Origin of the sequence: Photorhabdus namnaonensis, assembly GCF_001684335.1 — a bacterium.
Taxonomy (GTDB): Bacteria; Pseudomonadota; Gammaproteobacteria; order Enterobacterales; family Enterobacteriaceae; genus Photorhabdus; species Photorhabdus namnaonensis.
On sequence record NZ_LOIC01000015.1, the window covers coordinates 1 to 26,471 of the forward strand.

The 26,471-nt window shown below is 41.9% G+C and carries 22 protein-coding genes, 2 tRNA genes and 1 rRNA gene; 12 read left to right on the forward strand and 13 right to left on the reverse strand.

Annotated features, from left to right (window positions below; genetic code table 11):
- From rrf to Phpb_RS02030, 3 genes are all read left to right on the forward strand, one after another.
- Window positions 1-83 (forward strand): 5S ribosomal RNA (gene rrf / locus Phpb_RS27645); the annotation flags it as partial.
- 202 nt (window positions 84-285) lie between these two features.
- Window positions 286-362 (forward strand) — tRNA-Asp (locus Phpb_RS02025).
- A 9-nt stretch (window positions 363-371) separates the two neighbouring features.
- Window positions 372-447, forward strand: a tRNA-Trp gene (locus Phpb_RS02030).
- Between the two features lie 699 nt (window positions 448-1,146).
- Here Phpb_RS02030 and hdfR read toward each other — a convergent pair.
- Entirely contained in the window at window positions 1,147-1,983 is an 837-nt protein-coding gene (gene hdfR, locus Phpb_RS02035) for an HTH-type transcriptional regulator HdfR (protein ID WP_065388953.1), read from the reverse strand.
- A gap of 125 nt (window positions 1,984-2,108) precedes the next feature.
- Here hdfR and Phpb_RS02040 point away from each other — a divergent pair, with 125 nt between their 5' ends.
- Window positions 2,109-2,447: a MaoP family protein gene (locus tag Phpb_RS02040; RefSeq protein ID WP_046395390.1), complete on the forward strand. Its 339-nt coding sequence runs from the start codon at window positions 2,109-2,111 to the stop codon at window positions 2,445-2,447.
- Window positions 2,448-2,493: 46 nt separating this feature from the next.
- On the opposite strand, the gene Phpb_RS02045 is transcribed toward Phpb_RS02040, so the two are convergent.
- Window positions 2,494-4,017, reverse strand: a complete 1,524-nt coding sequence (locus tag Phpb_RS02045; protein WP_065388954.1) for a YifB family Mg chelatase-like AAA ATPase — start codon at window positions 4,015-4,017, stop codon at window positions 2,494-2,496.
- A 644-nt stretch (window positions 4,018-4,661) separates the two neighbouring features.
- Between Phpb_RS02045 and ilvL the strand changes: the two genes are divergently transcribed.
- From ilvL to ilvA, 6 genes are all read left to right on the forward strand, one after another.
- Window positions 4,662-4,760: an ilv operon leader peptide gene (gene ilvL, locus Phpb_RS23310; protein WP_071647081.1), complete on the forward strand. Its 99-nt coding sequence runs from the start codon at window positions 4,662-4,664 to the stop codon at window positions 4,758-4,760.
- A 138-nt stretch (window positions 4,761-4,898) separates the two neighbouring features.
- The gene (gene ilvG / locus Phpb_RS02050) at window positions 4,899-6,545 is read left to right on the forward strand and encodes an acetolactate synthase 2 catalytic subunit (protein WP_065388955.1); all 1,647 of its coding nucleotides are present in this window, start codon (window positions 4,899-4,901) and stop codon (window positions 6,543-6,545) included.
- Complete coding sequence (ilvM, locus tag Phpb_RS02055) at window positions 6,542-6,799, forward strand: acetolactate synthase 2 small subunit (protein WP_036779619.1); 258 nt, start codon at window positions 6,542-6,544, stop codon at window positions 6,797-6,799. The genes ilvG and ilvM overlap by 4 nt, the downstream gene beginning before the upstream one ends.
- Window positions 6,800-6,822: 23 nt before the next feature.
- The gene (locus Phpb_RS02060; RefSeq protein WP_065388956.1) at window positions 6,823-7,749 is read left to right on the forward strand and encodes a branched-chain amino acid transaminase; all 927 of its coding nucleotides are present in this window, start codon (window positions 6,823-6,825) and stop codon (window positions 7,747-7,749) included.
- Between the two features lie 84 nt (window positions 7,750-7,833).
- Window positions 7,834-9,684, forward strand: a complete 1,851-nt coding sequence (gene ilvD, locus Phpb_RS02065; protein ID WP_065388957.1) for a dihydroxy-acid dehydratase — start codon at window positions 7,834-7,836, stop codon at window positions 9,682-9,684.
- A 4-nt stretch (window positions 9,685-9,688) separates the two neighbouring features.
- Entirely contained in the window at window positions 9,689-11,263 is a 1,575-nt protein-coding gene (gene ilvA / locus Phpb_RS02070; RefSeq protein ID WP_065388958.1) for a threonine ammonia-lyase, biosynthetic, read from the forward strand.
- A 135-nt stretch (window positions 11,264-11,398) separates the two neighbouring features.
- On the opposite strand, the gene Phpb_RS02075 is transcribed toward ilvA, so the two are convergent.
- The 9 genes from Phpb_RS02075 to Phpb_RS02115 all read right to left on the reverse strand — a co-directional run bounded on the left by Phpb_RS02075 (window position 11,399) and on the right by Phpb_RS02115 (window position 20,674).
- Complete coding sequence (locus Phpb_RS02075; RefSeq protein ID WP_065388959.1) at window positions 11,399-12,916, reverse strand: DHA2 family efflux MFS transporter permease subunit; 1,518 nt, start codon at window positions 12,914-12,916, stop codon at window positions 11,399-11,401.
- A 7-nt stretch (window positions 12,917-12,923) separates the two neighbouring features.
- Window positions 12,924-14,096: a multidrug efflux MFS transporter periplasmic adaptor subunit EmrA gene (gene emrA / locus Phpb_RS02080; protein WP_065388960.1), complete on the reverse strand. Its 1,173-nt coding sequence runs from the start codon at window positions 14,094-14,096 to the stop codon at window positions 12,924-12,926.
- Window positions 14,097-14,418: 322 nt separating this feature from the next.
- The gene (gene fabG / locus Phpb_RS02085; protein ID WP_065388961.1) at window positions 14,419-15,162 is read right to left on the reverse strand and encodes a 3-oxoacyl-ACP reductase FabG; all 744 of its coding nucleotides are present in this window, start codon (window positions 15,160-15,162) and stop codon (window positions 14,419-14,421) included.
- A gap of 56 nt (window positions 15,163-15,218) precedes the next feature.
- The gene (locus tag Phpb_RS02090) at window positions 15,219-16,034 is read right to left on the reverse strand and encodes a MaoC/PaaZ C-terminal domain-containing protein (protein ID WP_065388962.1); all 816 of its coding nucleotides are present in this window, start codon (window positions 16,032-16,034) and stop codon (window positions 15,219-15,221) included.
- Window positions 16,031-17,296, reverse strand: a complete 1,266-nt coding sequence (locus Phpb_RS02095) for a beta-ketoacyl-[acyl-carrier-protein] synthase family protein (RefSeq protein WP_065388963.1) — start codon at window positions 17,294-17,296, stop codon at window positions 16,031-16,033. Before Phpb_RS02095 ends, Phpb_RS02090 begins: the two co-directional genes overlap by 4 nt.
- A 280-nt stretch (window positions 17,297-17,576) precedes the next feature.
- Window positions 17,577-17,813: an acyl carrier protein gene (locus Phpb_RS02100; RefSeq protein ID WP_011148745.1), complete on the reverse strand. Its 237-nt coding sequence runs from the start codon at window positions 17,811-17,813 to the stop codon at window positions 17,577-17,579.
- Window positions 17,814-17,937: 124 nt separating this feature from the next.
- Window positions 17,938-19,128 carry a cysteine desulfurase family protein gene (locus Phpb_RS02105; RefSeq protein ID WP_065388964.1) on the reverse strand — a complete coding sequence of 397 codons (1,191 nt, stop codon included), beginning with the start codon at window positions 19,126-19,128 and terminating at the stop codon, window positions 17,938-17,940.
- Window positions 19,125-19,481 (reverse strand): iron-sulfur cluster assembly scaffold protein, encoded by a 357-nt coding sequence (locus Phpb_RS02110; RefSeq protein WP_065388965.1) that lies wholly within the window; start codon window positions 19,479-19,481, stop codon window positions 19,125-19,127. The genes Phpb_RS02105 and Phpb_RS02110 overlap by 4 nt, the downstream gene beginning before the upstream one ends.
- An 11-nt stretch (window positions 19,482-19,492) precedes the next feature.
- Window positions 19,493-20,674, reverse strand: coding sequence for a LuxE/PaaK family acyltransferase (locus tag Phpb_RS02115; RefSeq protein ID WP_065388966.1), 1,182 nt, complete (start codon window positions 20,672-20,674; stop codon window positions 19,493-19,495).
- A 393-nt stretch (window positions 20,675-21,067) separates the two neighbouring features.
- Here Phpb_RS02115 and Phpb_RS02120 point away from each other — a divergent pair, with 393 nt between their 5' ends.
- Window positions 21,068-22,153 (forward strand): flavin-containing monooxygenase, encoded by a 1,086-nt coding sequence (locus Phpb_RS02120; RefSeq protein WP_065388967.1) that lies wholly within the window; start codon window positions 21,068-21,070, stop codon window positions 22,151-22,153.
- 230 nt (window positions 22,154-22,383) lie between these two features.
- Here Phpb_RS02120 and Phpb_RS02125 read toward each other — a convergent pair whose 3' ends face one another.
- Window positions 22,384-23,238 (reverse strand): AraC family transcriptional regulator, encoded by an 855-nt coding sequence (locus Phpb_RS02125; RefSeq protein WP_065388968.1) that lies wholly within the window; start codon window positions 23,236-23,238, stop codon window positions 22,384-22,386.
- 580 nt (window positions 23,239-23,818) lie between these two features.
- Complete coding sequence (ilvY, locus tag Phpb_RS02130; protein ID WP_065388969.1) at window positions 23,819-24,700, reverse strand: HTH-type transcriptional activator IlvY; 882 nt, start codon at window positions 24,698-24,700, stop codon at window positions 23,819-23,821.
- A 191-nt stretch (window positions 24,701-24,891) separates the two neighbouring features.
- Between ilvY and ilvC the strand changes: the two genes are divergently transcribed.
- Window positions 24,892-26,370 carry a ketol-acid reductoisomerase gene (gene ilvC / locus Phpb_RS02135; protein WP_065388970.1) on the forward strand — a complete coding sequence of 493 codons (1,479 nt, stop codon included), beginning with the start codon at window positions 24,892-24,894 and terminating at the stop codon, window positions 26,368-26,370.
- Window positions 26,371-26,471: the final 101 nt, after the last annotated feature.

The following is a 26,471-nucleotide window of genomic DNA, read 5'->3' on the forward strand; positions in this document are numbered from 1 at the left end:
CCCATGCCGAACTCAGCAGTGAAACGCCGTAGCGCCGATGGTAGTGTGGGGTCTCCCCATGTGAGAGTAGGACACTGCCAGGCTTTAATTTAGGATGATGTTGCCATCAAAGGCAGCATGAAGCACGAATAGCAGTGAGTAGGATGAATCTGTTGCAGACGGATTTAATCGTCGCGAGGGGCGGCGGTCCGAAGGGCGAACGGCAGGCAAGCTGTTCGTAAACTGCCAAAGTTGATATTTAAGTTTTATATTGTAGCAAGCGATATAGATGACAGAGAATTCGGTGGTGCGGTAGTTCAGTTGGTTAGAATACCGGCCTGTCACGCCGGGGGTCGCGGGTTCGAGCCCCGTCCGCACCGCCACCTTAATTTAGGGGCGTAGTTCAATTGGTAGAGCACCGGTCTCCAAAACCGGGTGTTGGGAGTTCGAGTCTCTCCGCCCCTGCCAGTTATAAGCTCAGGGCAACTAAGATAGTTCATAATATTGGTTACCCATATATGCTGTTTAGATAAGATTATTGATAAGGCGCTGGCTTTTGGTCAGCGCCTTTTTCTATGAAGCTTTGTTAGAAAAACGGATTTGCCATTACACTAAAAATCCCTTTGTGCGAACTTTTTCCCCAGAAATGATCCCACTTGGAGAATTTATTTCCAAATATCGTCTGGTTCGTAAAGCCAATGTTGCCATCGATTTGAATTCATCATAGATGCTGTTAAACACTTTCAGTTGAATAGTCTTTCCTTAATATTATTCGATCTTGTAGCAATAAAACCTTTCTTTCTGATTATCTACTATCGAAGTGAATTCTTATAAGTAACCTTTTAGACTTTCGGGCAATCTCCATACCAGTAAGATTTTGATTACCAAGCTTTTTTCTTAAGAAAGGCTCGAATTGAAGGAAAGGATACCTAAAACGATAAAGCAGGAACACTGTGTCTGATTCAAGTCATAATTTCAAACTATACGTAAGGATTATTTGGTAAATAAGGAGCTATATGTGGGAAGATAAAAAAGTAATCCCACTTTATGCTCTATCTAAAACTTCTTTCTCCCTTACTATTTTCATTCCTGTTTCCGTATAGTATTGTTATTCATAAGTTTTTCAGAACACATACTTATTGATTGAATGATTTCTATGAAAGCCTCTTAACCTCTTGCAGAAGTATGCATGATAGGTATTTTTAACAGCTGTTGAATGAATGCTTGCTGATCATTTTTTTGTAGCCATATGGCATATAATGGGCGTTCAATTAGTTCAGTGCTTGGATAAGAAACCAGTTCTGGATGTTCATTTTGCCAGTGTATTGGTAAGAAGGCGGCTCCTCTTACGCTATTGAGCAGTTGGCGGGCTATATGTGCTGAGGTGGTTGTGATGATGGGTAGCTGCTCACTTTTTAAAATCCGTTGTTCCTGATGATGGAAATCAGCACCCCATTCTAGTTTGATGTAATTTTTAATTTGGCATTTCAGATTTTCTTCTGTTGTTAATAACTTCAAGCAAATATTCCCTAATAATAGGCTTTGGAACTCATCCATTTTAGGCGGTTCGGTAGTGATTAACAGATCTAATTCACGTGAATGAAGTTGTTTAACAAGGGATTGTCGTGTAGAAACCCGAGATTCCAATCTTAATTCCTGGTGTTTTTGATAGAAATCTTGCAACCAGGGAGTTAAATATGCTTCCCATAGTGATGCGGTGGCACCAATTGTTAATTCAGTATGTTGAGAAGCGTGCATTATCTCCTTTTTAGCCAACTGCCAAGTACTCATCAGTGATTCAGCATAGGGAACAAGGCGCTCTCCTGCCGCTGTAAGACGGATGTTATTGCGGTGGCGTGTGAAAAGATGGGTACCTAATTGATTTTCTAGCTGGCGTATGCGAAAGCTAACTGCTGACTGCGTCAGGTACAATGATTCGGCTGCTCTCCCAAAGTGACGAGTTTTACTGACTTCCAAGAAGGTTTTCAGTAATTCAGTGTCCACATATATCTCCAATAATATTTATCGTTAAGATTTAAATTTTTTGTTTTACAGAACGCCAGGCCTATCTAATACTCCGCGCCATAATTGGCATGATAGTAACAGTACTAGAATTAGGAGTGTGTCAGATGGCCGAAAGCTTCATCACGACTAATCGTTTTTTTGATAACAAAAATTACCCTCGTGGGTTCTCCCGTCATGGGGATTTCACCATTAAAGAGGCGCAATTGCTAGAGCGCCACGGTTATGCGTTCAATGAGTTAGATCTTGGTAAACGCGAGCCTCAAACAGAAATAGAAGAGCTGTTTGTTGCTGTTTGCCGAGGTGAACGGCAGCCTGTGACAATGGAAGAAAAAGTATGGACCAAATATCTTGCAAGAATTAGTCGTCCAAAACGTTTTCATACTCTTTCAGGCGGTAAGCCTCAGATCGATGCTTCCGATGACTATACCGACACTGATGATTAATATCATCACAAATTGTGAATATAGGGGCTTCGCCCCTTTTTCATTTCTAACCCGATTGTTTTTGTAATTGTATTAATAGCCTGTCCATACTGCGGTAGCTTAAGGCTTCCATGATATGTGGTTTTTCTATCTCTTTTTTTTCTTCTAAGTCGGCAAGTGTCCGGGATGTTCTCAGAATTCGGTGCCATGCTCGGATTGAAAGTCCTAGTTTTATTAGCGTTTGTTCTAGAAATACAGCATCGCTAGGTTTGAGTTTACAAAATGCTTCTGTCTCTTTACTATTCAGATGGGCATTAATCTTTCCACAACGTTTTAATTGTATTTCTCGCGCTGCCAGCACTCTTAATTTTACATCTTTACTGCTTTCGCTTGATCTAAGAGGGCTACTCAATGTTCCAATGGGTAATAGAGAAACTTCAATTGAGAGATCAAAACGATCCAAAAAAGGTCCAGAAAGTTTTGCCAGGTATCGAAGTATTTGCTGAGGATTACTTCGATTGTGAATTCCCTGATGGTAGCCTGTCGGGCTAGGATTCATTGCTGCGATCAACTGGACTTGAGCAGGAAAACAAACTTTTGCTCTGGCCCGGGAGATAATTATTTCCCCTGATTCCAGTGGTTCTCTGAGAGCATCAAGGACTCTGCGTTCAAATTCAGGTAGTTCATCTAGAAATAGCACCCCATTGTGAGCAAGTGAAATTTCACCAGGTTTTGGCAGCCCGCCACCGCCAACTAGTGCTGCCATTGAAGAGCTGTGATGAGGCGCTCTGAATGGGCGTGTATGCCATTGTTCTGGTGGAAGGTAGGTATCCACTAGGCTATTGATAGCGGCTACCTCAAGGGCTTCTTTGTTTGTTAATGGCGGTAATAAACTACATAGACGGCTTGCCAACATTGTTTTTCCTGTCCCTGGTGGGCCAAGTAGTAAAAGATTATGTCCGCCTGCTGCTGTAATTTCCAGTGCGCGTTTTGCTTGTTCCTGGCCAATAATATCCTGAAGATCTGGCTGTGATGGCTCTGTTAAGGGGCTATGTTGGATTGTTGTTGTCAGTAGTTGTTTTTCTCCCTGAAGGAAGTGGCAGATATGCAAAAGGTGTTCTGCCATTAACGTCTCATTCTGAGATAAGATTGCCAGCTCTATTGCGTTTTCTGTTGGTAGAATAAGTTGCCTTCCTGCTTCTCCTGCGCTGAGCGCGGCTGAAATTGCGCCGTTAACTTTTCGTAGACCACCGGATAGAGCGAGTTCACCAAGAAACTCATAATAATTTAGTGTATTGGTAGGTATTTGTTCTGAAGCGGCCAGAATAGCGATAGCGATCGGCAAATCATAACGACCACCTTCCTTGGGAAGATCTGCGGGAGCAAGATTGATGGTGATTCTTTTAGACGGATAGGTAAACCCACTGTTGATCAACGCACTTCTGACACGATCTCTTGCTTCTTTTACGGCTGTTTCAGGCAAACCAACCAAAGTTAATCCAGGTAAGCCATTACTAATATGCGCTTCAACAGTAACAATTGGGGCATGAATACCTATAGTCGCTCTGGTATAAATAACAGCGAGGGCCATCCTATTCTCCTTCGTAAGAAAGGGCATATGATGGACTGAAATTGGATAATAAATAGTTTTCTATTATTTTTTTGCGAAGCGGCTCTAATAAATATTTTGTGAAGCAACGCTAAAGACTTTTTTGAAATCATTATTAAGTAATTTTTATTTTATTTGATTGATTTTTATGGTTTTATTGTTTTTAGCTTAGATTGTAAAATTGATTATTTTTATATTCATATTATGAGGTTTTATTTAAGTCGTGTTTTTAGATTGGTTTTATTGAAATAGTTTATTTGAAATTAAAATTTATATATTTTTCACAGTGAATAAATTTAGCGTGTTATATCATTCTGCTTTATTTTTAATGAGGAGTTTTTATCACCAGAGTGATTAATAATAAGATCTTTAATTTTGGTTATAGTTGAATGATTTGTTTTTTATGTTACCGCTTTGTGTGTTGTTTTGTTTATGTCTAATCAGTTGGTTTTTATCACTTAAATTGGATTATTTAATAGATAAATAATCTAAATTACAAGTATTTACTTGAAAATAAACAGTATTTTTTCATATCGAATAATAAAACAAAATAAGTGTTGTCAAGCTATGAAGAACGTGATAACTCTTAAATATAGATTAAACAAACGAATTAAACGACCAAGATTATGAACACATTTGTCCTAGTGATTAGCCTAATTATTGTCAGCGTGGTGGTGATTATTATCCCACCGTGCGGGGCAGCACTTGGACGAAGAAAGGCTTAGAAAAACAGCCAGATCTCTCGAAGACCCCCGCACCGAAAGGCGCGGGGGTTTTTTTTCGACAAGCAAAATTAGATAGAGACGGAAACATACAACAGAACAAAATCTTGTCTCACAGGGTAAACACAGGGGATATGAAAAATGAACGGGGCGCAGTGGGTTGTAAAAGCATTACGAACGCAGGGGATTGATAAGGTTTTCGGCTACCCTGGTGGTGCGATCATGCCGGTTTATGATGCTTTGTACGATGGTGGTGTGGAGCATTTGCTTTGTCGGCATGAGCAGGGTGCGGTTATGGCTGCAATCGGTTATGCGAGAGCCAGTGGTAAGCCGGGAGTTTGTATCGCTACATCGGGACCGGGAGCAACAAACTTAATCACTGGATTAGCCGATGCGTTGTTAGATTCTGTTCCTGTTGTTGCTATCACTGGTCAGGTTGGTTCTGAATTGATTGGAACTGATGCCTTTCAAGAAGTCGATGTTTTAGGTCTCTCCCTTGCTTGTACCAAACACAGTTTCTTAGTGGATTCACTGGAAAATTTACCTCAAATTATGGCGGAAGCCTTTTCTATCGCCACTAGTGGTCGACCTGGCCCAGTTTTGATTGATATTCCTAAAGATATTCAGCTGAAAGAGGGGAATTTGGTACCACATTTGGTACCCGTTGAACAAAAGGAGCCCTGCTCGGAAAGTGAATTAGAGCAAGCCCGGAGGATGATTGCGGCTGCGACAAAGCCAGTATTATATGTTGGTGGTGGAGTAGGGATGTCTCAAGCAGTTTCTGTTCTGCGAGATTTTGTTGTGGAAACAGGTATGCCGGTTGTTTCTACGTTGAAAGGTTTGGGAGCTGCTGATTCAGAACATCCATGTTATCTGGGCATGCTTGGGATGCATGGTTCGAAAGCGGCCAATCTTGCCGTTCAGTCATGTGATTTATTGATTGCTGTGGGTGCTCGTTTTGACGATCGTGTGACTGGCAAACTTAATACTTTTGCTCCGCATGCAAAAGTGATTCATCTGGATATCGATCCGGCAGAGTTAGGTAAATTACGTCAGGCTCATGTGTCGTTACTGGGGGATGTGAAGGCATTATTGCCTCGTTTGCAACAACCATTGTCAATTATGCCCTGGCAACAGGAAGTGAAATCTCTGAAAGCTGAATATCCTTGGTGTTATGACCATCAGGGGGAGAGTATCTATGCGCCTTGGTTATTGAAGCAGGTTTCAGATCGTAAAGCATGTAATACGGTTATTACTACCGATGTTGGACAGCATCAAATGTGGACAGCTCAGCATATGACTTTTGATGGGCCTGAAAATTTTATTACATCTAGTGGGTTGGGCTCGATGGGATTTGGTATCCCTGCTGCGATTGGCGCTCAGATTGCTCGACCGGAAGATATGGTGATCTGTGTATCTGGTGATGGTTCTTTCATGATGAATGTTCAGGAATTGGGGACAATTAAACGCAAACAATTACCAGTAAAAATTTTATTGTTGGATAACCAGCGGTTGGGAATGGTGCGGCAATGGCAGGAGCTGTTTTTTGATAAGCGATATAGCGAAACGACATTAACAGATAACCCTGATTTTGTCACATTAGCGAAAGCCTTTGATATTCCGGGGCAACATATCACGGATAAATCACAGATTGATGAAGCGCTGAATGCATTATTTGCCAGTAAGGGTCCCTATTTATTACAGGTATCTATTGAGGAATTAGAGAACGTTTGGCCGTTGGTCCCTCCCGGTGCAAGCAATGAAACTATGTTGGAGAAATCATTATGATGCAGCATCAACTTGCAATCCATGCTCGTTTCCGTCCTGAAATATTAGAGCGTATCTTACGGGTAACGCGTCATCGTGGATTTCAGATCTGTTCCATGAATATGGATCAAACAATGGATGGCGATAATGTTAATATCGAATTAATTGTTGCCAGCCAAAAACCGGTTAATTTGTTGTCTTCACAACTGGCTAAATTAGTGGATGTCGCTGGCGTCAAGATCCTGCAACAAAAATCACAACTCATACGTGCGTAACGTAGAAATAAAGGAATAAGAGAATGACGAAGCAATCCGATTACATTTGGTTCAATGGTGAGATGGTTCCTTGGGCAGATGCTAAAGTTCACGTCATGTCCCATGCTTTACATTACGGCACCTCTGTTTTTGAGGGAATTCGCTGCTATGACTCTCATAAAGGGCCCGTGGTTTTCCGTCATCGTGAGCATATGCAGCGTTTACATGATTCTGCAAAGATTTATCGCATGCCGTTGAGCCAGAGTGTTGATGAATTAATGGAAGCATGTCGGGCAACTCTGCGTAAAAATAATTTAGTCAGTGCTTATATACGTCCACTAGTCTTTATCGGTGATGTTGGCATGGGAGTTAATCCACCGTCTGGCTATAAAACGGATGTTATTATCGCTGCTTTTCCTTGGGGGGCTTACCTAGGAGAAGAAGCTCTGGATCAAGGGATTGATGCGATGGTTTCTTCATGGAATCGTGCGGCGCCAAATACAATACCAACCGCGGCCAAAGCAGGTGGTAACTACCTGTCTTCACTTTTGGTAGGTAGTGAAGCCCGTCGTCGTGGATATCAAGAAGGTATTGCACTGGATGTTTATGGTTATATCTCTGAAGGTGCGGGTGAAAATCTGTTTGAAGTAAAAGATGGCATATTGTTCACTCCACCATTTACTTCATCTGCATTACCAGGAATTACCCGTGATGCCATTATCAAATTAGCCAAAGATTTGGGGCTGGAAGTGCGTGAGCAGGTATTGTCGCGCGAATCTCTGTACCTGGCTGATGAAGTTTTTATGTCAGGTACAGCGGCTGAAATCACACCTGTTCGCAGTGTTGATGATATTCAGGTTGGTATCGGTAAGTGCGGGCCTGTTACTAAGAAAATTCAACAAGCTTTCTTTGGTTTGTTTGATGGCGCGACAGACGATAAATGGGGCTGGTTAGATCCGGTCAATCCTTAATAGAACTATACCTTTAATAGAACTATAAATAATTTAACGGGCGGTTCGTTCCCCGCCTGTTTTGATGACACGGGAGTGAAGATAATGCCTAAGTACCGTTCTGCCACTACGACTCATGGTCGCAATATGGCTGGAGCTCGCGCTTTATGGCGCGCGACAGGGATGACCGATGCAGATTTTGGTAAACCGATTATTGCAGTAGTTAACTCATTTACTCAGTTTGTTCCCGGGCATGTTCATTTGCGGGACTTAGGTAAACTGGTTGCTGAACAGATTGAAGCATCAGGCGGTGTTGCAAAAGAGTTCAATACCATAGCGGTGGATGACGGTATCGCAATGGGGCATGGTGGTATGCTCTATTCTCTGCCGTCACGTGAATTAATTGCTGATTCTGTCGAATATATGGTGAATGCGCATTGTGCGGATGCGATGGTGTGTATTTCCAATTGTGACAAAATTACCCCAGGTATGCTGATGGCGGCATTGCGTCTGAACATTCCGGTGATTTTTGTTTCCGGTGGTCCTATGGAGGCGGGTAAAACTAAATTGTCAGATCAGATTATCAAGTTGGATCTGATCGATGCCATGATCCAAGGTGCGAACCCGAATGTCAGTGATGAGGATAGCAGTCAGATTGAACGCTCAGCGTGCCCAACCTGTGGTTCCTGCTCAGGCATGTTTACCGCTAACTCTATGAATTGTTTGACAGAAGCGTTGGGTTTGTCTCAACCGGGGAACGGTTCATTACTGGCTACTCATGCAGATCGCAAAGTGTTGTTTCTGAATGCAGGCAAGCGCATTGTTGAGCTGACTAAGCGCTATTATGAACAAAATGATGATAGTGCTCTACCACGTTGTATTGCAACGAAAGCCGCATTTGAAAATGCGATGATGTTGGATATTGCAATGGGTGGCTCAACTAATACTGTGCTTCACTTACTGGCTGCGGCGCAGGAAGGGGAAGTGGATTTCACTATGGCGGATATTGATCGTTTGTCTCGTCAGATCCCTCATCTATGTAAGGTTGCACCAAGTACACAAAAATACCATATGGAAGATGTTCATCGTGCTGGTGGTGTGATGGGTATTTTAGGCGAGCTGGATAGAGCGGGCCTGTTGAATCGTCAGGTTAAAAATGTTTTGGGTCTGGATTTGTTACAAACGCTTAATCAGTACGATGTGATGCAAACGGCGGATGAGTCAGTAAAGGAGATGTATTCGGCAGGTCCTGCGGGTATCCGTACTACTCAGGCATTTTCACAAGATTGTCGTTGGCCTTCGTTGGATACCGACCGTGTAGAAGGGTGTATTCGCGACATTGAACATGCCTATAGTCGGGATGGTGGTCTTGCTGTTCTATTTGGTAATTTGGCTATAGATGGTTGTATTGTAAAAACCGCGGGGGTTGATAAGGACAGTCTGACGTTCCGTGGGCCAGCCAAAGTTTACGAAAGTCAGGAAGATGCGGTTGATGCGATTCTGGGTGGAAAAGTTGTTGCGGGTGATGTGGTGGTCATTCGTTATGAAGGGCCAAAAGGTGGGCCCGGCATGCAGGAAATGTTGTATCCGACGACTTATCTAAAATCTATGGGGTTAGGTAAAAGCTGTGCATTGATTACAGATGGGCGTTTTTCTGGTGGTACCTCGGGTTTGTCGATCGGCCATGTTTCTCCAGAAGCGGCTAATGGAGGGCTAATCGGTTTGGTTCAAGATGGCGATATTATTGATATTGATATTCCATTGCGGAAAATGCGACTTAATGTAGATGAAAAGGTACTTGCTACCCGTCAAGAGGCTGAATTTGCCCGTGGTGATAACGCGTGGACGCCGAAAGCTCGTGAACGTCAGGTCTCGTTTGCCCTGAGAGCCTATGCTTCATTGGCGACTAGTGCGGATAAAGGCGCTGTCCGTGATAAATCTAAGTTAGGGGGATAATCGTATGGCTGCATTTCTTCCCTTAACTTCCGCACCAAATGGTGCAGAGTATTTGAAAGCGGCATTAAGCGCGCCGGTTTATGAAGTTGCTCAGGTGACTCCTTTGCAGGAAATGGAGAAAATTTCTGCCCGTTTGGGAAATACCATATTGGTAAAACGGGAAGATCGGCAACCTGTTCACAGCTTTAAGCTCCGCGGCGCGTATGCCATGATTGCGGGTTTGACCGAGGAACAAAAAAACCGGGGAGTGATTACCGCGTCAGCCGGTAACCATGCTCAGGGGGTGGCGCTTTCCGCCAATCGTTTGGGGATTAAGTCTCTGATTGTTATGCCGGTTACTACCGCGGATATTAAAGTTGATGCAGTCCGTCGTTTCGGTGGTAAGGCTCTATTGTATGGTGCTAATTTTGATGAGGCTAAAGCTAAAGCAATAGAAATGGCACAACAGGAGGGCTATACCTTTATTCCTCCGTTTGATCATCCCGCTGTAATCGCAGGTCAGGCAACACTGGCGATGGAACTTTTGCAACAGGATGTGCGCTTGGATCGCATCTTTGTACCTGTTGGTGGTGGTGGTTTGATTGCAGGAGTGGCAGTGTTGATTAAGCAACTGATGCCAGAAATTAAAATCATTGGGGTGGAGGCGGAAGATTCAGCTTGCTTGAAAGCAGCAATGGAAGCTGGACATCCGGTAGATTTACCGCGAGTTGGCTTATTTGCTGAAGGTGTTGCTGTTAAGCGTATTGGTGATGAAACATTTCGTTTGTGTCAGCAATATGTCGATGCGGTTATCACAGTAGACAGTGATGCTATTTGTGCAGCGGTAAAAGATCTGTTTGAAGATGTACGTGCGATTGCTGAGCCATCCGGCGCATTGGCGCTAGCTGGATTGAAAAAGTATGTTCAGCAGTATCAGCTTAAAGGTGAACGATTGGCGCATATTCTTTCTGGCGCTAATGTGAGTTTTCACGGGTTACGTTATGTCTCTGAGCGTTGTGAATTGGGCGAGCAGCGGGAAGCATTGCTGGCAGTGACTATTCCTGAACATAAAGGGAGTTTCCTGAGTTTTTGCCAGAAGTTGGGCGATCGTGTGGTAACCGAATTTAATTATCGTTATACGGATGCTGACCCTGATTGGGCTTGTCTTTTCGTTGGTGTTCGCTTGAGTCGTGGTGAGATGGAGCGACGGGAAATTATCGCGGAATTGCGTACCGCAGGGTATCAGGTTGCTGATCTTTCAGATGATGAAATGGCGAAATTACATGTTCGCTATATGATCGGCGGTCGCCCATCTAAGCCATTGAAAGAGCGCTTGTTTAGTTTTGAATTTCCTGAATCGCCGGGGGCTTTGCTCAAGTTCCTACAAACTTTGGGAACTTACTGGAATATTACATTATTCCATTATCGCAATTATGGTACAGATTATGGCCGGGTGTTAGCCGCATTTGAATTGTCAGGCACGGAAGTGCGTTTTAGGCGTCACCTTGATGCATTAGGTTATGCGTATCACGATGAGACGGATACCCCCGCGTTTAAATTCTTTTTAATGTGCCAGGCGTCTGAAACAACAGGAGGTTGAACAGTGTCTTGGTAATGAAAAAACATGTTCTGTGGAATGACAAAATAGCGCCTGAAAGGTGCTATTTTGACAAGATTTAATATTCACCAAGGTCTCACTGGAAAGGGCTCTATAATAAGTTCTTTGAGCATTGTGCTATTTCTTTTCTCCAACCGTGGGTTTGGCCAACCAAATAAGAAGCAACAAGATTAGGAAAACAAAGCCAAATAGCCAATAAATTTCGTTAGCGGCAATAATCAATCCTTGATTGGTGACTTCACGCGCCAGAGAACTGCTAGCTTGGGCCTGTGACATCCCTAATTGTTCCATTTTATTGTAGGCTTGTTGGGCAATAGGATTATGGGGAGTGATCGATTCAGTTAACTGAACGTGGTGGACAGCTTCACGGCGGGACCACATAGTAGTGGTAATTGAAGTACCTACGGATGTTGCCAGAGTGCGTAAGAAGTTGAACAAGCTACCCGCAGAGGCAACTTTAGCGGGTTCGATATCGGATAATATAATGGCCGCTAATGGCATGATTAAACAGGCAATAGCAAAGCCTTGGATAAATTGCGGCCAGGCAGCAGTAGAAAAATCCATTGATAGTTCGAAGGTATAAGCCCGCCAAAAAAAACAGAGTGCAAAAACGATAAAGCTGAATATGACTAAATAACGCATATCGATTTTTGAACTAAAACGGCCAATGATTGGAGCAAGTATTATCGGCACTATTCCTAATGGAGCCATTACCAACCCTGCCCAAGTGGCAGTATAGCCAAAGACCATTTGTAATAGTTGAGGTTGTAGAACCAGCGTGCCGATATGGAGTAAGAAGGCCAAACTAATACATAAAGTACCGATAGTAAAATTACGGGATTTAAATAGCGATAAATCAATGATCGGATCATCATCGGTCAGTTCCCAAATGATCAGGAAAGTAATGGCAATAACCGCAATAATCGCTAATACAATAATCTCTGTCGAGTTGAACCAATCAAGTTCCTTTCCTCTATCAAGCAATAACTGAAAACAACCGACGCCGATAACCAATAAAATCAGTCCTATGCCATCAATGGGGCTGATCTTTGTTTCAGTTTCCCGATTTTTTAATAGCATCCAGGTGATAGCGATGACGGCACAGCCGACCGGGACATTGATGAGGAAAATCCATCCCCAATGATAGTTGTCACTGATCCAACCACCAAGAATGGGACCACAAACCGGAGCGACAACGATAGTCATTGACCACATTGCCAGAGCCATATTGCGTTTTAGCGGAGGATAGTTGTTGAGTAGCAAACTTTGCGAAAGGGGCATAATCGGCCCGGCTGAGATACCTTGTAGAACGCGGGAAATGATCAACATTTCCAGGCTATTGGCAATACCACATAACCAGGAAGTGATCACAAACAAGATCATTGAAACTAAAAAAACCCGGACTTCCCCAAACCGTTTTGCCAACCAGCCAGTTAATGGGATGGAGATCGCGTTAGCAACGGCGAATGAAGTAATTACCCAAGTACCTTGTGATACTGATGAGCCTAAATCTCCAGCTATCGTTGATATTGCAACGTTGGCGATGGTCAGATCTAATATTTGTAAAAAGGCGGCTAATGCTAAAGCCAGAGTTAGCCAGCCAAGTTTGGCTCCTGATAATGGCTCTTTTAGCATGTTAACCTCACTTGTTTTGACTGGTATTAACTTGGATGATTTCGTTAATTAGCCGATCAATTTCTCCGGTGTTGTAAGACAAGATGTTGGTTTCATAAACAATGCCGTTGCGAGGCGTGTCGGCAAGCACCAGACCATCCCGATTTCGGGTATCAACCGTGGCGTGCATGGATAAACCGATGCGTAAAGGATGATCAATAAGCTGCTGTGCTTCCAATTCAACACGAACAGGCAAACGTTGAACCACTTTGATCCAGTTGCCGGTGGCGTTTTGTGCCGGTAGTAAAGAAAATGCGCTGCCAGTACCCATATCAAGACCTACAATTCGGCCCTTATAAGTGATATCACTACCATAGAAATCACTCACCAGTGTTACAGGTTGACCGATACGGACATTGGCGAGTTGAACTTCTTTGAAGTTAGCTTCGACCCAAAGTTGGTCAGCGGGTACGATAACCATCAGTGGAGCACCATTTTTTATTTGTGAGCCGACTTGAACACTGCGGCGTGAAACGTAGCCTGTTACCGGCGCTACAATTTGAGTGCGCTGTAAGGTTAACCATGCATCGCGGAGCTGGGAGGCAGCCAGTTTAATGGTTGGTTGTTGATCTAATGGGGTGTCTATAACTAATGCTTTATTGGCATGATATTGTTGTCGGGCCACATTTAGCTCGGATTTTGCCATTTGCACACTGTTGCGGGAATGGATCAGATTTTCTTTGGCGATAGCACCTGTCAGTCCCAGATGTTCACGTCGTTTTAAATCATCTTGAGCCTGTTGTAATGCTGTTTGTTTGAGCTCAATATTAGCGAGTAGTTTTTCATTATCGATAATGGTTTGGTGAGTTTGCCTGACGTTATTAGCTAATGTATTTTTCGCTCGCTCAAAAGCATGTTCCGCATCAATGGCGTCCAAACGTAGCAAAATATCACCTTGCTGAACGAAGTCGGTATTATCGGCATAGATAGCGGTTACGCTACCGGTGATCTGGGCCATCACTTGTACCTGATTACCAACAACGTATGCATCATCAGTCACTTGATAATGACGTAGTGAAATAAGCCAATAGGCGAAGTAACCCAACCCGGCAAAAACAAATAAGAGAGTTGCGAGGATCAGTGCTAATTTACGCTTTGACTTTTTCTCATTAAGCGGAGGTGATTGTATTTCTCCTGCCATATGTCCTCTCCCATCACAGTGATTAAAAGTAAATTCGTCTTAAATAATGTGCTTATATTTGATTAAACACCTTGGAGTCGACTACAAGGTCAAGCTCTTCTCATTTCATAAAATGAAAATTGCTCATATTTAGCACTTAACGCCAAAAGCATGATTTAATATTAAAATTGTTTATTATCGTTATTAACATTTATCAGATAGGCTGGATTGTTTATCTGGCAATGATTAACGGTATTTTGTGTCAGTACCCAGAACATTTATCTGGGTACAAATAATCACAGAATAGGGATACGAAACCGTTGATGTTAATTACTTAACTGACTCAGGCCGTCATTCCTCCATCGATAACGAACGTTTGTCCGGTGATGTAGCGTCCCCCAGGGCTGAGCAGGAAATTGATTGTCAGAGCAATATCTTCCACTGAACCTAAACGGCCCAATGGGATATTAGACAATAGTTTTTTCCTATGTGATGCAGGGATATGATCCAGCATTTCAGTATCAATCAAACCTGGCGCAACGGTATTGACTCGAACATTAAATCGGCCAACTTCAACTGCTAATGAGCGGGTAATACCTATCATAGCGGCTTTGGTTGCAGCGTAATTAACTTGCCCTGAGTTAGCTTTAAACGCAGTGACTGAGCTCATGTGGATAATGCAGCCTTCTCCCGCAGTAATCATTTCAGGGAGAAAAGCGTGATTGACTAAATAAACAGAAGAAAGATTGGTAGAAATCACATTGTGCCACTCTTCTTCTTTCATATTTATCAGCAATGCATCTTGTGTAATTCCGGCGTTATTGATGATGGCATAAGGAGCACCATATCGTGAGATAAGCTCTGCTGATAATGTTGTGACTTCTTTCGCGTTTGAGACATCACATTGATAGCCCTCACAGCGATAACCTTGTTGCTTAATTTCCTGACAAAGTATTTGAGCTTCATTTATGCTTGATTTATAGGTAAAAACCACGTGATAGTTTTGAGCTGCCAGCATTTTGACTATGCCTTTGCCGATACCACGTGATCCTCCTGAAATAAAAACCCAAGGGGTGCTGATACTCATTAAATTATTCCTTTGAATTTTTGCCATCCGTCTGCCAATACCGCATTCATCAAATCTTAGTTGGCAATCTGCTTTCTTTTTGTTGTTCCCATCAGGCTCATCTCAACAACTAAAGAGATTTCTCCATTCAGCCAGATCGGGATTTCCAACGTACCGTATAACGAGCCATCAACGTCGAATGTATCTTTTGGTAGGATCGTATATTCGATATCCGGCATTTCATCTGGGATTTGGCGATTGAGAAGCGCGGGAGAAAAACTCACGGTGTGCATGACATGCAAGACAATAAGGTCTTTGAGACATGCTTCATCATGTTCTTGTTTGCCAAAATAGGTTTTAAATTCTGTTGCTAGTGCGGTTTTGGCACTTTGCTGCATGAAAAGATAAAACATCAGAGCATCGAGAAAGATCCAGAACTCATTGATTTCCGGGAAGGTATGTTTGAATTCGATGGATTTTTTTATCGTCTCTTGTATGGGAACTTGGCAACGTGGTTTTTCAGGAAATCTAGCTTTTTGTGAAAAATCAAAACAGCTATAGTGACCAACTAAAGGTTTTAGGTTAGTTATTTCATCTTGCAGATTAAAGGTCGTTTTCCCATTTCGGTCAATGTGCTTAGTTTTAACACAATAGCAGGCATCCAAAGGGACGGGATTGCGTAAATTAACGTGCCACTGTCTGCCCATTTCCCTATTTGGTTGTGACAGATAATCGTATCCGCTTTTGAGCGGGATCATTGCCAGCATGCCGTGTACTGCAATACCACCCAACCCAACTTCTCTTGCGATTTTTTCATCAAAATGGATAGGATTGTAGTCGCCGGAGAATTTAGCCCATTGACTGAGATCTTCTTTGCTGAATTGAACGTTCATCTGTCGGCTTTCCTAAAAATAAGCGCACAGTTTGTACCACCGAAGCCGTAGTTAACATTTAAAGCCGTGTCAATAACTTGGTGAGTCCGATGGATATTGGGGACATAATCCAGATCGCATAGCGGATCAGGATTATTTAGGTGCATAGTTGCGGGGATCGTTGCTGTCTCTATCGCTTTAATACAAAAAATAGATTCAATTGCTCCAGCTCCGGCAATAAGATGGCCTGTATAGGATTTTGTACTGGAAATAGGAATACGATAAGCGTGTTCGCCCAGGCTCATTTTTAGAACATCGGTTTCGTTAATGTCGTTGAGTGGGGTTGATGTCCCATGAGCATTAATATAGTGAATATCTGAGGTAGAGAGTTTGGCTTGTTCCAGCGCCATCTGAATCGCCATGACCCGTCCTTTGCAATCAGGTGCCGGGGCGGTCATATCTGACGCATCAGAGTAATTACCATAGCCAATCACTTCCGCCAATATTTTGGCGCCTCTGGCAACAGCGCTGTCATAGTCTTCAAGACATAATATTGCTGCCCCTTCCGACATAACGAAACCACTACGATCTTGGCTGAATGGACAACAGGCTTTTTCGACAGATTCCTGTTCTTTACTCAATGCTCCAAGAATATCGATACTCCAGACGATGAATGGATCTCGGATGCTTTCACCGCCACCTGCCAGCATCATTTTAGCTCGTCCGCTGCGGATAAGTTCAAATGCATCGCCTATCGCCATACTGCCGGTTGCACAAGCTGCAACTGGGGTATTTTGGTATCCCCGTAAATTCCAGTTCATTGAAATCGCCGCTGTCCCTACGCTGTGCATAGACATGATATTGGTCATAGGTGAGGCAATGCCTTGATCAGCATAGGAATGGCTGTTTTCAACGGTTGCATCTTCTCCACCCCAGCCAGTGCCAAAAATGACGCCGCGTTCAAAAGGGGAATAATTTTCGTCAAGAGCGGCTTTATCGTTACCAAATGCCATCTTGATCGCTTCATCCGCCGCAATTAGCCCAAGTTTGCTAAATTTGGGCAGGTTCTTTAATAACTTTTTGGAAAACCGCGATACATCAGGAGAGAAAGGGATATTGCCGAAAAATTTTGCTACAACAGAAGCGTCTGGGTGTTCTTCCTTTTTGTAGCCTACACGATAATTTAGGATTGCATCCCAAATTTCTTGGGTATTTTGCCCAAGGGAACAGATAGAACCATAGCCTGTGACGGCAACGCGACGATAGCCCGTTTGAATATTCATGAAACATTATCTCCAAAATTCATTTCTTGGTGACATGCTTTATTTTCTAATACAACCAAATAATAGGATTGGTAGATAAAAGCATCATAAAAATGAATGTTAGCTGTGTTGTGATGTTGTCATAGACAGCTATACCCGTCGTCTTTCAAGTTGCCTCTTTGTTGGCTGCGCTCACTCCCCCCGGTCACATAGTTATCTATGCTCCCGGGGATTCGCTCCCTTGCCGTCGCGATGCATCTTGAAATCCATTGGGTATAATATCCCAGTGTATTAGTGATGATTATTTTGCTAATTCACTGACATAATTGACGAAATCACCGATTGTCGTCGTGTTGTCTCGCTGGAACTTATCGAAATTCAGTTGAATGCCCATTTCTCTTTTTAAAGCAACCTGAATAGAAACGAAATCCAGACTCACTAAATGAATATCATCAAGTAGAGTGTCAAGAGTAATATCTTCTGGCTCGATATCAGTTAATTCAGTAATTTGAGATTGAAGTAATTCAAATAGTTTCATATTAATGTCCCCTAAAAATTTAAATAATGTTGGCGGCGCTTAGGTGCAGGAATATAGGTACCAATGGTACCAATTAATAAACGCATTATTCCTGCCACACCGTCTTTTAACTGTCGTTTTGCTATTATTCCTGGGTGATTAAAGATTTCCCTGAAATTTTAAGTAAGTTATACGTTTCTTGTTTGATGGCGTTAGCCAATATCTCAATATCATCTTGACTTGTGGTATATCCGAAGCTGATGCGTACTGCGCTATCAATACGATCATCGGGTAATCCCATAGCAACCAGAACGTGAGAACGTTGGGTTGATTTGTTATTGCTACAGGCTGATCCTAGAGATAAAGAGATGCCGTGACGTAAATCTAGCCTGCTGGCTAATGATTCAGCACGAATACCCGGGAAACTTAAATTGAGTGTCCAAGGTGCCTGAAACTCTGGATTGGTATTGCCATTAATCAGGTAGTTAACACGATGCTGTTCTAACAGAGAGAGTAAGGCTTCTCTGAGCGTTTTGTAAGTATTGAAACGTTCTTGCAATCCGTTCAGTGATTCTTTAGCTGCCGCCGTGAGTCCTGCGAGGCCCAAGGTATTCTCGGTGCCGCTACGTACTCCTTGTTCCTGCCCTCCGCCATGCAGCAAGGGATTTAATTGAATCCCCGGTGCATGGTAGAGCCCGCCAATACCTTTCGGACCGTTAAACTTATGGCCGGAGAAAGATACGGTCGTTACGCCAGAAAGTGTGTCACAGCTAAAAGGAAGCTTACCAATAGCCTGTACTGCATCGATATGCAGATAAACACCGGCCTCTTTTGCTAAAGAGGCGACAGCTTCATAGGGCTGGATCACGCCGGTTTCGTTGTTAATCGCCATCAATGTGATCAGGCGAGTTTGTGGCCGTAGGTTTTCCCGGATACTTTGTGCACTTATTCGCCCTTGATTATCGGGATTGATAAACGTTAGCTGAAGCCCGCGTTGCTGATACCAGAGCAATGGCGCCAGAACAGACGGATGCTCAATGGAAGAGCTAATAACATGATGGGCAGACAGATCCGAACCGGGAAGCGTTGCTAACAAGCTGGATAAGGCTTGGTTATTACTTTCAGTTCCTCCTGATGTAAACAGGATCTGCTCTGGGATTGTGCCCATTAATGAAGCCATCGATCTTCTAGCGTCAGTGAGCAACTTTTTAGCCATGCCGCTTAAGCTGTAGTGGCTGGACGGATTAGCAAAAATAGACATTGCATCTTTAATCGCCAACTGCGCTTTAACACTTAGCGGTGTTGTGGCGTTGTAGTCGAAGTATAGACTTGTCATATTTTTCCCTTTAGCTGCTCAAATAGCTTATGCAGCATATCAAGGCAGTGTTGCTGTGCCGGTTCTAACTCGCCTAATAACGCATCAATACCCTCAGGCGATAATGCGTTCAATTCTTCGAGAGTCTTACCTTTAGCGTGGCGACAAAATTGGTTAGACATTGCCAGGGAGGCGGTACATCCCCATGCACGAAAACAGGCATTATCTACTCTCCCTTGGTTATCCAGTGTCAGATCGATATCAACCTTGTCACCGCATACAGGGTTACCTAATGCCAGTTTAATGGTGGGGGTGGATAACGTTCCCTGGCAGTCAGGATTGCAAAAGTTGTCAATAATGATGTTGTTAAACATAATTCACCTTGCTATTTAACAGCGGGTGTAGCTGAGGTACCTTCATCGTCTGACATTTTTCTCTCAAGGTTGACTGCGCAGCAACCAAACTCTTTAGCGGCAGCTGTACGCATAACAAACTGAATTCGCTGAGAATTACGCCAGGATTTGTTAGGATCGGTACGCAAGTAGACCAAATCTTCTGTCAGTAACATGCCGGGAGTGGAAACAGAAAGAGGATCTAAGATCACTAATTGCCCAGTTTCACCATCAGGTAACTCACGTGTTAAATCATTAGGATCACGAACGGAGAAATGAATATAAGGAGGAACATGCTTATGGTTATATTCATCTTCGATGGCAAGAACGTTTGCTTCAACCAGACCATACATATCACGTGTCCGGGAAGCTGGAATGCCCATCCATTCTTCAATATCCGCATTCAATTCGCTACGGGAAATCATATCCCCGGTAAAACGTTTCCAGCCGCCCATAGTAATTACCATGCTATCGCGATCTAAAGTGAGCTTGGTATTATTCTCTTTTAGGAACGTGATAAAACGATGGATCATGAATGGAGGGCCAATTAAATGTCGGGTAAATTTGCCTTTCCACTGGATTAATTGATTCAGGGAATCTTCTGGAGAAAAGCGGTCCTGATTAATCATATAGCGTCGAGTATCTAACAGACCTGTCAGGAAATTAAAGATTTTAACCAGCGCCATTTCTGGAATATCTTCTGTTGACGGGCATAAACATAGGCCAGCGCCGCCGGATACTTTGAACATACTGCGATAATTAGAATAGACAGCTAATACTGTATGATCCATCGTATCGTGGCAACGACGATAAACACTAGGAATTCCGCTTGTGCCCGTTGAGCGCATTTCATGTTCGATTTCAGATAATGGCTTGCTTAATAAACGGTGACTTTCGGCTGATTTATAAGTTGCAACGGGTATCAATGGGATGCGAACTAAATCATTATAATTTTGGATCTCTTCTGGCTTAATACCTTGTTTTTCACAAATATCTCTATAGTAAGGGTTATTATGATAATGGAAATGAAAAGCGTCCTTAAGCAAACAGGTTTTTAATTCTTGTTGTTCTTCTTTAGACAGCTTATAGAGGAGGTCAACATCGGCCATTAACCACTTCAGCGGATTTCCGCCACGAGATTTTATACCGTTATATATATTTTTGATATTTTCCATTTTTTTATCTCCGGTAGGGTAAAGAGTAGATAAATTAATCTTTGTTTATTCTAAGTTATAGTAATAAAGCATAAGTTACTTAGGCAAAAAGGATAGTCATTAATAATTTATTTTTATTGAATAAATTGGCTATATTATTGCTCTGATTATTATATGGATTTGTCAATATTGTTAAAATTATGCTAAAAATAGCTGGTTTATTCAAAATATTCACTTTAGTACGAATATGACCAGTTAATTCAAGTAAATTTTTTAATTGTCTTTTATATTTTTGTGAAGTTCGTTGTTTTTTGATCTATTGAGTGTTCTTTTTGCAAGTTTTTCATTGTCCTAAGATTTCGATAATGATAAAAACAAAATATAGATTAATACCAAATTAAAAAATGAGTACGTATGATGAAAATGGATTGCTTAATTGTGGGTGCCGGTCAAGCCGGACTAAGTTTAGCGGCTATTCTTGCGGCTAAAAATATTAATGTCTGCATATTAGAGCGAGAAGCGCGTATTGGTGATGTGTGGCGCAGGCGTCCTGATAATATGCTGTTATTCACTTCACGTGGTATGACTCAGCTTCATGGCTTACCATTTCCTGGAATTAAAGAGGGTTATCCAGATAAAAATGAAGTTGCTGATTATCTTGAACGTTATGCTTCACATCATAACCTTGCTATACATACTCAAACTGAAGTGGTTGAAGTGAAGCATGATAAAAATGGCTATCGTGTTAAAACAAAAGATGGAAAAGTATTTCACGCGCCTTGTTTGGTTAATGCGACAGGAGCTAATCAATTAGTTGATATTCCAACGCTTGCTGAACAACTTTCTACTGATATACAGCAAATCGGAGCAGACCAATATCGGGAGCCAAAACAAATTAAAGCAGGCAGCCGAGTCGCTGTTGTTGGTGATGGTGCGAGTGGCCGTCAGATTGCTAAAGATTTGTCTGCAACGACGAAGGTGACGTTATTTTGCGGTTCTTCCCGTCCTCTCTTACCTAATAGAATACTGGGCAAAGATATTTTTTGGTGGTTAAGTAAAAGTGGCTTGTTATTTGCCAATTATTACAGTTTGGTCGGGAAAATTATGCGGCGGCGTAATCCTATCCCTTGTGGCGATCTGAAAAACCATCGATTAGCAGCTTTGGATATAAAAATAGCGAATAGGTTAGTTGATGTAAAAGATAATAAATTATGTGATTTTTCTGGCAATCAATATGAGGTAGATACGGTTATTTGGTGTTTGGGGTATAAGGATAATACGGAATGGTTGACGCTTCCCGGTGCTGTGGATGCTAATGGATTCGTTTGTAAAAATGGCCATGCGGAAGGCGGGAAAACCCCTTATCCTGGATTATTTATCATTGGGCGGAAATGGTTGAGTAGCCGTGGTTCTGAACTGATGTTAGGGGCTTATAAAGACACCTGTCGGGTTGCTAAATGGGTGGAAAATTATCTGAAAGAGCATGTACCATTAAAATGAATGATTAATACAGAATAGTGATATTTCACTCTGTATGTTTTATTGGGCGTGGATTAACGATTTATTAGGTAGTATTGTTATGGTGTTGTTCTGAATTCTGTATCATTACTAAGTGTGCATAATATAAATGTGCTATTAGGAATAAAATGATACAGAATCTCTAACATACTGGCTTTGATAATAACGGTTATAAATAAAAATTATTTATTTTAGGTAATGTATCAAAAATATTATTTATTCATAACACAGATATTTTGCTTGGTAAAATTTAGACCTGCTAATGTTGATGATAAATTGAAATATTTTTGTTGTGTTTGTTGCATTTTGTTCTTACTGGCATGTTTTAATTCAGAAGGTCTTAATCCATATAGTGTCATGCAGGTACGGCTGAAATGTGCGCCATCGGAAAATCCGCTATTACAAGCTAGTAAAGTCAGTGAATCTGATGAGTGTATCTCATCAATAGCATGATGCAGACGCTTCCATAGTAGATAACTACGGAAATTAGTTCCCATTTTTTCTCTAAATAGATGCAAGAATCGACTCTCGGATAAATAGAGCTGATTTGATATTTCACGAGAAGATATACATTTAACCGGTAATTCAGTAATAAGAGAGGCCGCTTTCATGATTCGTTTATCCTGATAACAATGGCAATCTTCTATTTTACCTAAAAGGTTGTTTAAGATGAAAATATCTGGAGAGGTTTCTGATTGTAAACAATTAATAAAATAATTTGCTATTAAACTGGATGATTCTTGATTTAAATATATGATATCTGAACCTCTCATTTGATGTAGTAATAAATGACATAGTGGGTTGGCTAGGTCTATCAGTAAATTAAAACAGAGTTGCCCTTCCGAGTGTAATTTATGTTTAATATTAGAGGAAATAATGAATCCATGTACTTGTCTCGATTCATTTTCGGTATCAATCCTCATGAGTGAATTATGTGGTGATACGCTCAATTGGATACAAGGATGATGGTGCCATTCTGTTTGCATATTATAAGAGAAAACCAGATCTTGTAGATGGAATTTATAGAATTTAATAAAATACGGTGATTTGTCTATTTTGTGTAACATGATGGTGTCCTTTATTAAATTATTGTGTGTATTTGAATTAATTATTCAATATAATTATTATAAATCCTGGGTGTTATTTTTTAATTAAATTATATTAACTAGTTAAATAATTATTATTAGTTACTATGTCATCAAAAAATTATTAAATGGTTATTATAAGGTTGCCTCCTCTGGTATCTAGGAAAAAATAATTTCACTATTGGAAAGTATCGTTATGATATGGTGTAAAGAATTATTCCCCACCCTATTTTTCGTGGGTGGAATATTCAATTTTTACTAGCCAATCTTAACGATATCTGAATTATTCAACGTTAAATAGCTATTATCTACTTGATATAATTAACAGTATTTTCTTTCGTAACATAATTAATGACCAAAAATTTAATGCGGAGCCAATATTTTTATATGATTATTTTAATTGGTTATAACTTATATTAAACATATTATCATGAGAACAATATGGTTATATTTTTATGTTCTTTGTGAATTAGGCCACATAAACTATAGGTATATTGGCATAATACCGAAAATAAGTTGCATCAGGCTTGTAATAAATAAAAAGACCTGTTAAGGCAGTTTGTTATAACAATCCCCAAAACGCTTTAATTAAGGGTTCATTAAGCCGTTTTTTCTGTACACACATACCCAACTCAAACGGCTCTACTAGAGAAATATTGTCCAATGAAGATATGCGATTACGTACCGGTTCAGGACTGTTTTCTACAACGATATTGGGAATTAATGCCACTCCACAACCCAATGCAACCATAGAAACAATGGCTTCATGACCGGATACGGTAGCGTAAATCAACGGATTGTTAATTTTATGGTGGCGGAACCAGTGCTCAATGCGCTTACGTGAAGGGCCGTGTTCCGGCAAAATGAAGGGAATGTTATTCCAGTCAAGGTACTCTTGTATGACGAGTGCGCGTACAGCGCAGGGAAGGGAAGGTGCAATCATTACCAATGGGATTTCACCGATTTTGGTGAAGCTAACATTATCTGGTAGTTTTTCCGGCTTACCGGCGATACCTAAATCAGCATCATTAGATTGTATCTTATTGACAGCATCTGCGGCATCACCTGTGGTGAGTTTGATTTCAACCATAGGATGTTCAGCACGAAAACGGTCTAGGATCTGTGGTAAGTGACTGTAGGCCGCCGTGACTGAGCAAAACAGACGTAACTCGCCACTTAGAGATGGGCTTTGCTGATTCAATGAGTGTTTTAGTTGCTGGTATTGTAGCAGGGTCTGTTGGGCGAATTGTCTAAATTGCTCGCCGGCAAAGGTCAATTTTACGGTGCGATTATCCCGTAAAAATAGTGGATGACCCAGAATATCTTCCATACGTTGAATCTGGCGAGATAATGTGGATGGACTGACATGCATTGTTTTTGCTGTTCGGCCAAAATGACAGCTTTCAGCTAGATGTAGAAACAGTCTGAGATCGCGTATATCCATAGCTTATTCCCCTTTTCCTGTCCAATAATCTGTATTGCATAAAGTGCAATGTAGTATTGTTAATATATCAATTTAAGCAATGGCTTTCATGTCATATATTAAAAATATATAAACACCTCACAGGGTGAGGAAATCTAAAAAAACAGCCCCAGCACTTCATTGCTGAGCACAACATGATAACGGAGTCACTAATGGCTAATTATTTTAATACGCTGAATTTGCGTCAGCAGTTGGCGCAGTTAGGTAAATGTCGTTTTATGGCGCGGGAAGAGTTTGTTGATGAGGCAGGATATTTAAAAGGCAAAAAAGTAGTTATCGTCGGTTGCGGAGCGCAAGGGCTGAATCAGGGCCTGAATATGCGTGACTCCGGTCTGGATATCGCTTATGCCCTGCGTAAAGAGGCCATTGAAGAAAAACGTGCTTCATGGCGTAAAGCGACGGAAAGTGGTTTTCAAGTCGGCACTTATGAGGAGTTGATACCGCAGGCTGATTTGGTCATTAACCTGACGCCAGATAAGCAACACTCTTCTGTTGTTCGCGCAGTTCAACCGTTGATGAAAGAAGGTGCCGCACTGGGTTATTCCCACGGTTTAAACATTGTTGAAGTCGGTGAACAAATCCGTAAAGACATCACTGTGGTGATGGTTGCGCCTAAGTGTCCTGGTACTGAAGTGCGTGAAGAATACAAGCGGGGTTTTGGTGTGCCTACTTTGATCGCGGTTCACCCGGAAAATGATCCGAAAGGTGAAGGTATGGCAATCGCTAAGGCATGGGCTGCGGCAACGGGAGCGCATCGCGCCGGTGTTCTGGAATCTTCTTTCGTGGCAGAAGTGAAATCTGACCTGATGGGTGAGCAAACTATTCTGTGCGGTATGTTACAGGCTGGTTCACTGCTGTGTTATGACAAACTGGTGGCAGATGGCGCTGAACCGGGTTATGCAGGAAAATTGATCCAGTTTGGCTGGGAAACCATCACAGAAGCACTGAAACAAGGCGGCATCACCCTGATGATGGACCGTCTGTCTAATCCGGCAAAACTGCGAGCGTATGCGTTGTCTGAACAGTTAAAAGAAATGATGACGCCGCTGTTCCAGAAACATATGGATGATATTGTTTCTGGTGAATTTTCTTCCGGTATGATGGCTGACTGGGCCAATGATGATAAAAAACTGTTAGGTTGGCGTGAGGAGACGGGTAACACTCCGTTTGAGAATTCACCTGAATATGATGGCAAAATCAGTGAACAGGAATACTTTGATCACGGCGTTTTAATGGTTGCTATGGTGAAAGCTGGGGTTGAACTGGCATTCGAAGTTATGGTTGATACCGGTATTATTGCTGAATCTGCCTATTATGAATCTCTGCATGAATTACCGTTGATTGCGAATACTATCTCTCGTAAGCGCCTGTACGAAATGAATGTCGTTATTTCTGATACAGCGGAATATGGTAACTATTTGTTCTCTCATGTTGCGGTCCCACTGCTGAAAGAGAAGTTTATGGGTTCGTTACAGGCGGGGGATTTAGGTAAGTCTGTTGCGGATAACGGTATTGATAACGCCCAGTTACGCGAGGTAAACGAAGCTATCCGTAACCACCCCATCGAAGTCGTTGGCCGCGTATTACGTGGTTACATGACAGATATGAAACGTATTGCTGTTGGTGGTTGATTAAAGATAAGGGGGGAGAAATTCTCCCTCTTTGCATTTAATATTTATCAACCAGTAGAGTCCTTTTCCTTCATAAAGAAAACCGCGTTTCCTTTCTCCTC

Bases quoted from the DNA above. Each gene is read 5' to 3' on its own strand.
- Phpb_RS02040 (WP_046395390.1), top strand. From the start codon at position 2,109: ATGGCCGAAAGCTTCATCACGACTAATCGTTTTTTTGATAACAAAAAT.
- Phpb_RS02045 (WP_065388954.1), bottom strand. From the start codon at position 4,017: ATGGCCCTCGCTGTTATTTATACCAGAGCGACTATAGGTATTCATGCC.
- ilvL (WP_071647081.1), top strand. From the start codon at position 4,662: ATGAACACATTTGTCCTAGTGATTAGCCTAATTATTGTCAGCGTGGTG.
- ilvG (WP_065388955.1), top strand. From the start codon at position 4,899: ATGAACGGGGCGCAGTGGGTTGTAAAAGCATTACGAACGCAGGGGATT.
- ilvM (WP_036779619.1), top strand. From the start codon at position 6,542: ATGATGCAGCATCAACTTGCAATCCATGCTCGTTTCCGTCCTGAAATA.
- Phpb_RS02060 (WP_065388956.1), top strand. From the start codon at position 6,823: ATGACGAAGCAATCCGATTACATTTGGTTCAATGGTGAGATGGTTCCT.
- ilvD (WP_065388957.1), top strand. From the start codon at position 7,834: ATGCCTAAGTACCGTTCTGCCACTACGACTCATGGTCGCAATATGGCT.
- ilvA (WP_065388958.1), top strand. From the start codon at position 9,689: ATGGCTGCATTTCTTCCCTTAACTTCCGCACCAAATGGTGCAGAGTAT.
- Phpb_RS02075 (WP_065388959.1), bottom strand. From the start codon at position 12,916: ATGCTAAAAGAGCCATTATCAGGAGCCAAACTTGGCTGGCTAACTCTG.
- emrA (WP_065388960.1), bottom strand. From the start codon at position 14,096: ATGGCAGGAGAAATACAATCACCTCCGCTTAATGAGAAAAAGTCAAAG.
- fabG (WP_065388961.1), bottom strand. From the start codon at position 15,162: ATGAGTATCAGCACCCCTTGGGTTTTTATTTCAGGAGGATCACGTGGT.
- Phpb_RS02090 (WP_065388962.1), bottom strand. From the start codon at position 16,034: ATGAACGTTCAATTCAGCAAAGAAGATCTCAGTCAATGGGCTAAATTC.
- Phpb_RS02095 (WP_065388963.1), bottom strand. From the start codon at position 17,296: ATGAATATTCAAACGGGCTATCGTCGCGTTGCCGTCACAGGCTATGGT.
- Phpb_RS02100 (WP_011148745.1), bottom strand. From the start codon at position 17,813: ATGAAACTATTTGAATTACTTCAATCTCAAATTACTGAATTAACTGAT.
- Phpb_RS02105 (WP_065388964.1), bottom strand. From the start codon at position 19,128: ATGACAAGTCTATACTTCGACTACAACGCCACAACACCGCTAAGTGTT.
- Phpb_RS02110 (WP_065388965.1), bottom strand. From the start codon at position 19,481: ATGTTTAACAACATCATTATTGACAACTTTTGCAATCCTGACTGCCAG.
- Phpb_RS02115 (WP_065388966.1), bottom strand. From the start codon at position 20,674: ATGGAAAATATCAAAAATATATATAACGGTATAAAATCTCGTGGCGGA.
- Phpb_RS02120 (WP_065388967.1), top strand. From the start codon at position 21,068: ATGATGAAAATGGATTGCTTAATTGTGGGTGCCGGTCAAGCCGGACTA.
- Phpb_RS02125 (WP_065388968.1), bottom strand. From the start codon at position 23,238: ATGTTACACAAAATAGACAAATCACCGTATTTTATTAAATTCTATAAA.
- ilvY (WP_065388969.1), bottom strand. From the start codon at position 24,700: ATGGATATACGCGATCTCAGACTGTTTCTACATCTAGCTGAAAGCTGT.
- ilvC (WP_065388970.1), top strand. From the start codon at position 24,892: ATGGCTAATTATTTTAATACGCTGAATTTGCGTCAGCAGTTGGCGCAG.